The sequence below is a fragment of the Streptomyces milbemycinicus genome (genome assembly GCF_002154605.1).
GTDB lineage: Bacteria > Actinomycetota > Actinomycetes > Streptomycetales > Streptomycetaceae > Streptomyces > Streptomyces milbemycinicus.
In genome coordinates this window covers 1-8,320 of sequence record NZ_MUNE01000321.1, presented here as the reverse complement: position 1 = coordinate 8,320, position 8,320 = coordinate 1, and the positions used below count along the sequence as shown (strand labels likewise).

Below are 8,320 nucleotides of genomic sequence, written 5' to 3'. Positions count from 1 at the left end.
GCAAGGAGCGTCGGCCCCCGGGCGGGCCGGTCTGTGGGGTTCACCTATCCGGGTGGCTCGGCGTCCGAGGCCGGGTCCGGATGCCGTCGCGGCCCGCCCGGGGGCCGACGCTCCTTGCCGGTCCCGGAAGCGCGCCGATAGAAGACTGCCGACCCAAGCTACTGCCCGGTATCTTCACCGGGCCCGGGAGAGCGGCGAGGCGCATGAACAGGACCCCCCGAACAACGTCCCCGACCACCGCCACGGAAGACGATACGAAGCGCGGCACGGCGCCCACGAACGCCGAAAGCGCCCGACCCGGCACTGCGGCGCGCAGCGGACCGCCGCGACGCCGTGACTCGCGGCGGCCTGCGGGCCCCGGTCCCGCCTCGTATGCGCCCGGGTCGGTTTCGCGTACGGCGGCCGTGGCCGCCCGTCGAAGGGAGCGCGAGCGGCTGCCGCGCTACTGGTTCGCCAACCAGCTGCTGCTCACCCTGAGCGGCCAGCGCCCCGTCCACACGCTGCTCGGCCACACGCTCCCGGCGGCGTACGACCGGCTGATCGAGCTCGCGCCCCAGGCGCCGCTACGACCGCCGGGAGCCCGCGACAGCGCCCCCGTCGTACAGCGCTGCGGCGAGTACGAGCCGCAACAGGGGGTCATCGAGGCATTCGCCCGAATCGCCTGCGGCGACCGGCTGCGTGCGCTGGCCTTCCGCCTGGAACTCGGCCCTGACGCCCGCTGGCGCTGCGCCGCCGTCGACATCGGCCCCACTGCCTAGGCCGTACCCGCGAAGGCCCCACAGCCCCGTCCTGGGGCCGCGGAGCGTGCCCCGTGCCGTCTGGCCCCGATCCCATGGCGCGCGGCCCGGAACCGGCCGCACAGCCCCACCACACAGCTGCCCCGCGCGCACGCACGCGCCCACACATACCGACGGGCCGGGACCCGCGCCATCCGCGCGGGCCCCGGCCCGTCCACAGCCGAATCAGCTGTCAGCCGTCAGCCACCCAGCCGGGTCACTTCTTGCGGCGGCGACCACCCTTGTTCGCCTTGCGCCGCTCCGCGCGCGTCATGCCGTCCGACTCGGAGCGGGGCGCGGGGGGCGTGTCGCCGTTGGTGAAGTCGCCTTCGACGACGCCACCCTCGCCGTCGACCGTCGGGGCGGAGAAGTGCAGCCGGTCGGGGCGCTGCGGGGCCTCCAGGCCCTTGGCGTGGATCTCGGGGCGGCCGTTGGGCGAACCGGCCGTCACGGCCGCGGGGACCGCGTCCTGGACGTCCTCGCCGGCCGCTACGGGCTGCTTCTCGCCCTCCTCGACCGGGACCTCCTCGACCTGCTGCTCGACCTGGACCTCCAGGTTGAACAGGTAGCCGACGGACTCCTCCTTGATGCCGTCCATCATCGCCTGGAACATGTCGAAGCCCTCGCGCTGGTACTCGACCAGCGGGTCCTTCTGGGCCATCGCGCGCAGGCCGATGCCCTCCTGGAGGTAGTCCATCTCGTAGAGGTGCTCGCGCCACTTGCGGTCCAGGACGGACAGCACCACGCGCCGCTCCAGCTCACGCATGATGTCGGAGCCCAGCTGCTCCTCGCGCGCGTCGTACTGCTCGTGGATGTCGTCCTTGACCGCCTCTTCGATGAACTCGTCGGTGAGCCCGGCGCGGTCTTCGACCGCCTCCTCCAGCTCGTCGATGGTGACCTTCACCGGGTAGAGCTGCTTGAAGGCGCCCCAGAGCCGGTCCAGGTCCCACTCCTCGGCGAAGCCCTCGGAGGTCTCGAGCCGGATGTAGTCCTTAATGGTGTCGTCCATGAAGTGGCGCACCTGCTCGTGCAGGTCCTCGCCCTCCAGCACGCGGCGGCGCTCGCCGTAGATGACCTCGCGCTGCCGGTTGAGCACCTCGTCGTACTTCAGAACGTTCTTACGGGTCTCGAAGTTCTGCTGCTCGACCTGCGACTGCGCGGAGGCGATCGCGCGGGTGACCATCTTGTTCTCGATCGGGACGTCGTCCGGAACGTTGGCCATGGCCATGACGCGCTCGACCATCTGCGCCTTGAACAGCCGCATCAGGTCGTCGCCGAGCGAGAGGTAGAAGCGGGACTCGCCGGGGTCGCCCTGGCGGCCGGAGCGGCCGCGCAGCTGGTTGTCGATACGGCGGGACTCGTGGCGCTCGGTGCCCAGCACATACAGCCCGCCGAGCTCCTTGACCTCCTCGAATTCGGCCTTGACCGCGGCCTCGGCCTTCTCCAGCGCCGCGGGCAGCCCGGCGGCCCACTCCTCGGCGTGCTCGACCGGGTCGAGGCCGCGCTGGCGCAGCTCCGCCTCGGCGAGGTCGTCGGGGTTGCCGCCGAGCTTGATGTCGGTGCCGCGGCCGGCCATGTTCGTGGCGACGGTGACCGCGCCCCTGCGCCCGGCCTGGGCGACGATCGAAGCCTCACGGTCGTGCTGCTTCGCGTTGAGCACCTCGTGCGGCACGCCGCGCTTGGCGAGCTGCTGGGAGAGGTACTCGGACTTCTCCACGGAGGTGGTGCCGACCAGGACCGGCTGGCCCTTCTCGTGCTTCTCGACGATGTCCTCGACGACCGCGTCGAACTTGGCCACCTCGGTGCGGTAGATCAGGTCGGACTGGTCGAGGCGGGCGAGCGGGCGGTGGGTCGGGATCGGGACGACGCCGAGCTTGTAGATCTGGTGGAACTCGGCGGCCTCGGTCATCGCCGTACCGGTCATACCGGAGAGCTTGGTGTAGAGGCGGAAGAAGTTCTGCAGGGTGATCGTGGCGAGGGTCTGGTTCTCGTCCTTGATCTCCACCGCTTCCTTCGCCTCGATCGCCTGGTGCATGCCCTCGTTGTAGCGGCGACCGGCGAGGATACGGCCGGTGTGCTCGTCGACGATCATGACTTCGCCGTCCATGACGACGTAGTCCTTGTCCTTCTTGAAGAGCTCCTTGGCCTTGATCGCGTTGTTGAGGTAGCCGACCAGCGGGGTGTTGACCGACTCGTACAGATTGTCGATCCCCAGCCAGTCCTCGACCTTGGTGACGCCCGACTCGTGGATGGCGACGGTGCGCTTCTTCTCGTCGACCTCGTAGTCGCCGGTCTCTTCCTCGCCCTTCTGCGGGTTCGCGGCCTCGCCCCTGGTCAGGCGGGTGACCAGCTTCGCGAAGTCGCCGTACCACTTGGTGGCCTGGTCGGCCGGGCCGGAGATGATCAGCGGCGTGCGGGCCTCGTCGACGAGGATCGAGTCCACCTCGTCGACGACGGCGAAGTTGTGGCCGCGCTGCACCAGCTCGTCCTGCGACCACGCCATGTTGTCGCGCAGATAGTCGAAGCCGAACTCGTTGTTGGTGCCGTAGGTGATGTCGCACGCGTACTGCTCACGGCGCTGCGCGGGGGTCATATTGGCGAGGATGCAGCCGACCTCGAGGCCGAGGAACTTGTGCACCCGGCCCATCCACTCCGAGTCGCGCTCGGCCAGGTAGTCGTTCACCGTGATCAGGTGGACGCCCTTGCCGGACAGCGCGTTCAGATACGTGGGGAGCGTGCCGACGAGGGTCTTGCCCTCACCGGTCTTCATCTCGGCCACATACCCCAGGTGCAGCGCCGCGCCGCCCATCAGCTGGACGTCGTAGTGGCGCTGCCCGAGCACCCGCTTGGCCGCCTCGCGCACAGTGGCGAACGCCTCGGGCATCAGGTCGTCGAGGGTCTCGCCGTCGGCGTACCGCTCCTTGTACTCGTCGGTCAGGGCGCGGAGCTCGGCGTCGGAGAGGTTGACGAAGTCCTCTTCGATGGAATTGACCTGGTCCGCGATGCGGTGCAGCTTGCGCAGGATCTTTCCTTCGCCTGCACGCATGAGCTTGTTGAGGACGGACACGTAGGCTGACTCCTTGCCGGTCGGGCCTGGCACGGTCGGGTGCGCTGGCGCGGCATTATCAAGGGGCGCAGGCCCCGCCGCAACGGCCATCGTAAGACAGGACCCCACCACGCCGGGAGGTCCGTCACTACGAGGAACCGTTGTCACCTCTCTGTGTGAACGCACGAGGCGCGCCGCAGGTGCCCCTGAACCGGGAAAACCGCTGCGGTCCTCCCGGCCGCGGCTCACACTCTGGCCATGAAACCTGTGACCCTCACCACCGAGCGCCTGCTGCTGCGCCCCTTCCAGCCCTCCGACACCGACGCGGTCCACGCCGCCTGCCAGGATCCGGACATCCAGCGCTGGACCCCCGTGCCCGTCCCGTACAGGCGAGCGGACGCGGAGGAATTCGTCCGGCGGATCTGCCCGCTGGAATGGCGGGACGACATCGGCTACCGCTTCGCCGTGGTGGCCCGGGACGGCGGCGCGCTGGTCGGCGCCATGGCCCTGGTACGCCTGACCTGGCTGCGCACCGAGGAGCGCCAGGCGGAGCTGGGCTACTGGACGGTGCCGGAGCACCGGCGGCGCGGGTACACCGGCGAGGCGGCGCGGGCCGTGGTCGAGTGGGCCTTCACGGGGCTGGGCGTGGAGCGGCTGGAGTGGTGCGCCCAGGTCGGCAACGAGGGATCGCGGGCGGTGGCGCTGGCGGCGGGGTTCCGGATGGAAGGGATCGACCGGGCGCGGATCGTCCACAACGGGACCCGGCGGGACGCCTGGCGAGCCGCGGTCCTGCCCTCGGACTGGGGGCTGCCACAGGCGACGCCGTACCTGCCCGCGCCCGAGCAGAACGCGGAACCCGCCCGCACCTGACCCGCACCTCGCGCCTGACCTGCACCTGACGCACCTGGCACGCGCCTGGCACACGCAGACGCACCTGCTCGCGGGTGAGCAGGCACTCGTCGCGGCCCTCGCTGTCAGTGGCGCCCTCTACGGTGTTCGGCATGACGATTGCAGCGTCCGAGTCCGTGTCCGGCCCCAAGAGCCCCAAGCCCGAGGTCACCCTGTCCGCCGACGAGGCGCGCCGGATCGCGCTGCGCGCCCAGGGGCTGCTCGGCGCGCCGGACCGGCGGGCCGGGGTGCGGGGGGTGCTGCGCCATCTGGGGGCGGTGCAGCTGGACACCATCTCGGTGCTGGCCCGCTCGCACGAGCTCATTCCGTACGCGCGGCTCGGCGCGGTCGGCCGGGCGGCGGTCGAGTCGGCGTACTGGACCGGGACTCATGCCTTCGAGTACTGGTCGCACGCCGCCTGTGTGCTGCCGATCGAGGAGTGGCCGCACTTCGCCTTCCGGCGCCGCGCCTACCGCGACCGCCCGCACTGGTACCACGAGCTGCCGGACGGGACGTATGAGACGGTCGTGAAGCGGCTGCGCGAGGACGGCCCGCTGACCGCGACGGAGCTGGGCGGGGCCAAGAACGGCGGCCCCTGGTGGGACTGGTCGGCGGCCAAGGTCGCCGTGGAGCGGGCGCTGATGTACGGCGAGGTGGTGTGCGTCGAGCGGCGCGGCTGGAAGCGGGTGTACGACTTGGCGGAGCGGGCTGTGCCGGACGCCCTGCGCCATGACGACCTGGACGACGCGGAGTGCCTGCGGCGGCTGGTGGGGCTCGCCGGGCAGGCCTTGGGGGTCGGCACCCGCGCGGATATCGCCGACTACCACCGGCTGAAGGCCGAGCAGGTGGATGGGGTGATCGCGGACTCGGGCCTGGTGCCGGTGACGGTGGCCGGCTGGGACAAGGCGGCCTGGGCTGACCCGGAGGCGCTGGCCGCTCCGGTGCGTGGCCGCCATCGCACGACTCTGCTCTCGCCCTTCGACTCCCTCATATGGGACCGCGCCCGCACCGAGCGGATCTTCGGCTTCACCCACCGGCTCGAGGCCTATGTGCCCAAGCCCAAGCGGATCCACGGCTATTTCGCCATGCCGCTGCTGTCGGGCGGCCAGCTGCTCGGCCGCGTCGACCCGGCCCGCGAGGCGAAGACCCTGGTGGCCCGGCAGGTATCACTGGAGGGGGCCAAGGCCGTGGCACCCATGGCCCAGGCGCTGCTGGAGGCGGCCGGGTGGGTGGGGTGCGATTCCGTGCGGATCGAGCGCGTCGACCACCCGGAGCTCGCCGCCGCGCTTACGGCGGCGGTCTCCTGACCGCTCACCGGACCGCCGACCCGACCGTGTTCCGGCCGCCGACCCGACCGCGTCTTGGCCGTCGGCCCGACCGTCCTGGCCGCCGGCCCGACCATGGCCCGGCCGCTCACCTGATCTCGAGGATCTTCTCCCGCATCGCATAGACCACGGCCTCCATCCGGGAGTGCAGCTGAAGCTTCTCCAGGATGTTGCGGACGTGGTTCTTCACGGTGTTCTCGCTGATGAAAAGCTCCTTGGCGATGTCACGGTTGTTCATGCCCGTGGCCACCAGCTTGAGCACCTCCAGCTCCCGGTCGGTGAGCCGGGGCGCGGGCACCAGCCGCCGCTCATCGGTGCGCTGGATCATCGACTTGAACTCGGTGAGGAGCTTGGACGCCATCGACGGGCTTATCTGCGACTGCCCATCGGCCACCGCCCGGATCGCGGTGGACACCTCGTCGGTCGAGATCTCCTTGAGCAGATAGCCGGTGGCGCCCGCCTTGATTGCGTCGTAGAGGTCCGCCTCCTCGTCGCTGATCGTCAGCATGATGATCTTCGCGCTGGGCGCCACTTCCTTGATGGAAGTGCATGCCTCGATCCCGCCGCGCTTGGGCATCCGCACATCCATCAGCACGATGTCCGGCAGCAGATCGGCCGCCTTGTCCACCGCCTCGGCGCCGTCCCCCGCCTCGCCGACGACCTGGATGTCCTCCTCCTGGGCCAGGACGATCTCCAGGCCGCGCCGGAAAAGCGCATGGTCGTCCACCACGAGGACCCGGATCGGTTCCTTGCGCGGCTCACCGCGCGGCTCACCGCGCGGCTCACCCCTGTCACGTCCGACGCCGTGGTCATCGCCGTCGGTCGTGGGCCCGAAGCTGTCCGCCATCGTTCCTCCCCCTGAAGGCCATGGCCCCTGCTGTCCGCACTTGGCTGTGCATGGTGCTATACGGCGGCATCAACCGGTCTTCTCGATATGAGGGTTGGCCGCTGAGCCATGATTTCATGCCTGGCGGACGCTGTGGTGCCGCCGTGGTCGCACGGAGGTGCCCCGGGGGGCGCATGGGTGCTCTGGGGCATCACGCCAGATGCGACCACGGACCACAGCGGGACCGTGCGGCACGCCCGCCGCACGGTCCCGTCCGTCCTGATCAGCCTCCCAGCGCGCCACCGGCGCCGCCGGGCTCCTCCCCGACGAACGCCTCGGGCTTGAGGTGGATGACCCCGTAGTCATAGCCATGGCGCCGGTAGACGACGCTGGGCTGGCCGGTGTCGGAATCGACGAACAGATAGAAGTCGTGCCCGACCAGTTCCATCTCGTAGAGCGCCTGGTCGAGTGTCATGGGGGTGGCGGCGTGGGTCTTCTCCCGGACCACCAGGGGACCTTCGCCCTGGACCTCCAGCGGCCCCATCCTGGTGGTGGGGACGGCTTCCGACGTGCGCTGGGCGGCGATTTCCCCATGGCCGTTGATACGGGCCGCGTTCGGCACCGTCACGGCCACGTCGCTGGCGGGAATTCGGCCGTTGCCACGGCGCGTGTGGCGCTTGTCGTGCTGTTTGCGCATACGCGCCTCCAGCTTGCCGGCTGCCAGGTCAAGCGCTGCGTACGGATCGGCAGCCGCGGCCTCCGCCCGGATAACCGGACCACGGGAGCGGAGGGTGATCTCCACTCGGTCGCTGCGGTCGGCCTGCCGGGGGTTGTGTTCCTTGGACACCTCGACGTCGAGGCTGATCACCTTGCCGTCGAGCTTCTGGATCTTGTCCAGCTTCAGCTTCTCGGCCACGTGCTTCCGGAACCGCTCGGGCACGTCTGTTTTACGGCCCTTGACGACGATGTCCACGCAGAACTCCGTTCCCGGGTCGCTCCGTCAAAGTCGGAGCTCATCCGTTGTGCACTGGGCTCCGAAATTTCTCCGGAGCTTGCTGCCTGGCGGCTTTCACCCCCTCCTCCCCGATGGCCAAGATCGCCACCCCTTCTTGTCATTAAAAGTGAAGAGGCACACGAAGCACGCCAAGCGGATAATGCGAGCTATTGCGCTCGCTGTTCCTCACAACCGAACATAGCTCGCCCGGCCGGAAGTCGGCACCCCCTACCGGCACGTACCTCCGATCAGGTGTTTACGTCCGCTTATCATCAGCAACGATGGGCGTTCGTATTCAGTTCCACTTGGTGATGGCACCGCGATCTTGGTGAACGATCGCGGAACACCCATGGTGTTCGAGGGCGGGGCAGCCATGGAGATCAAGGGCGGGGAGCCCATGGCGAACGCCCGGGGCGCGGCCGCCACGACGGCGGCGCCGACGACCGGGCCGCCCGCGGCCCGCAC

General features: G+C 69.8%; 6 protein-coding genes. 3 read left to right on the top strand and 3 right to left on the bottom strand.

What is annotated here, in order from left to right; translation table 11 throughout:
* The first annotated feature begins 404 nt into the window (after positions 1–404).
* Entirely contained in the window at positions 405–758 is a 354-nt protein-coding gene (locus tag CCN51_RS25200) for an Rv3235 family protein (RefSeq protein ID WP_014179073.1), read from the top strand.
* 235 nt (positions 759–993) lie between these two features.
* Here CCN51_RS25200 and secA read toward each other — a convergent pair whose 3' ends face one another.
* A complete protein-coding gene (gene secA, locus CCN51_RS25195; protein ID WP_014179072.1) occupies positions 994–3,843 on the bottom strand; it encodes a preprotein translocase subunit SecA in 2,850 nt (949 codons plus the stop codon).
* Positions 3,844–4,080: 237 nt separating this feature from the next.
* Between secA and CCN51_RS25190 the strand changes: the two genes are divergently transcribed.
* Positions 4,081–4,692 (top strand): GNAT family N-acetyltransferase, encoded by a 612-nt coding sequence (locus CCN51_RS25190; protein WP_043487475.1) that lies wholly within the window; start codon positions 4,081–4,083, stop codon positions 4,690–4,692.
* Between the two features lie 131 nt (positions 4,693–4,823).
* A complete protein-coding gene (locus tag CCN51_RS25185) occupies positions 4,824–6,017 on the top strand; it encodes a winged helix-turn-helix domain-containing protein (protein WP_055414005.1) in 1,194 nt (397 codons plus the stop codon).
* 106 nt (positions 6,018–6,123) lie between these two features.
* On the opposite strand, the gene CCN51_RS25180 is transcribed toward CCN51_RS25185, so the two are convergent.
* Both CCN51_RS25180 and hpf read right to left on the bottom strand, forming a co-directional pair.
* Positions 6,124–6,882, bottom strand: a complete 759-nt coding sequence (locus CCN51_RS25180) for a response regulator (protein ID WP_014179069.1) — start codon at positions 6,880–6,882, stop codon at positions 6,124–6,126.
* Between the two features lie 262 nt (positions 6,883–7,144).
* Entirely contained in the window at positions 7,145–7,834 is a 690-nt protein-coding gene (hpf, locus tag CCN51_RS25175) for a ribosome hibernation-promoting factor, HPF/YfiA family (protein WP_014179068.1), read from the bottom strand.
* Positions 7,835–8,320 lie beyond the last annotated feature (486 nt).

Excerpts from the sequence above, each read along its gene's own strand:
- CCN51_RS25190 (WP_043487475.1), top strand. The coding sequence starts at position 4,081 with ATGAAACCTGTGACCCTCACCACCGAGCGCCTGCTGCTGCGCCCCTTC.
- CCN51_RS25185 (WP_055414005.1), top strand. The coding sequence starts at position 4,824 with ATGACGATTGCAGCGTCCGAGTCCGTGTCCGGCCCCAAGAGCCCCAAG.
- CCN51_RS25180 (WP_014179069.1), bottom strand. The coding sequence starts at position 6,882 with ATGGCGGACAGCTTCGGGCCCACGACCGACGGCGATGACCACGGCGTC.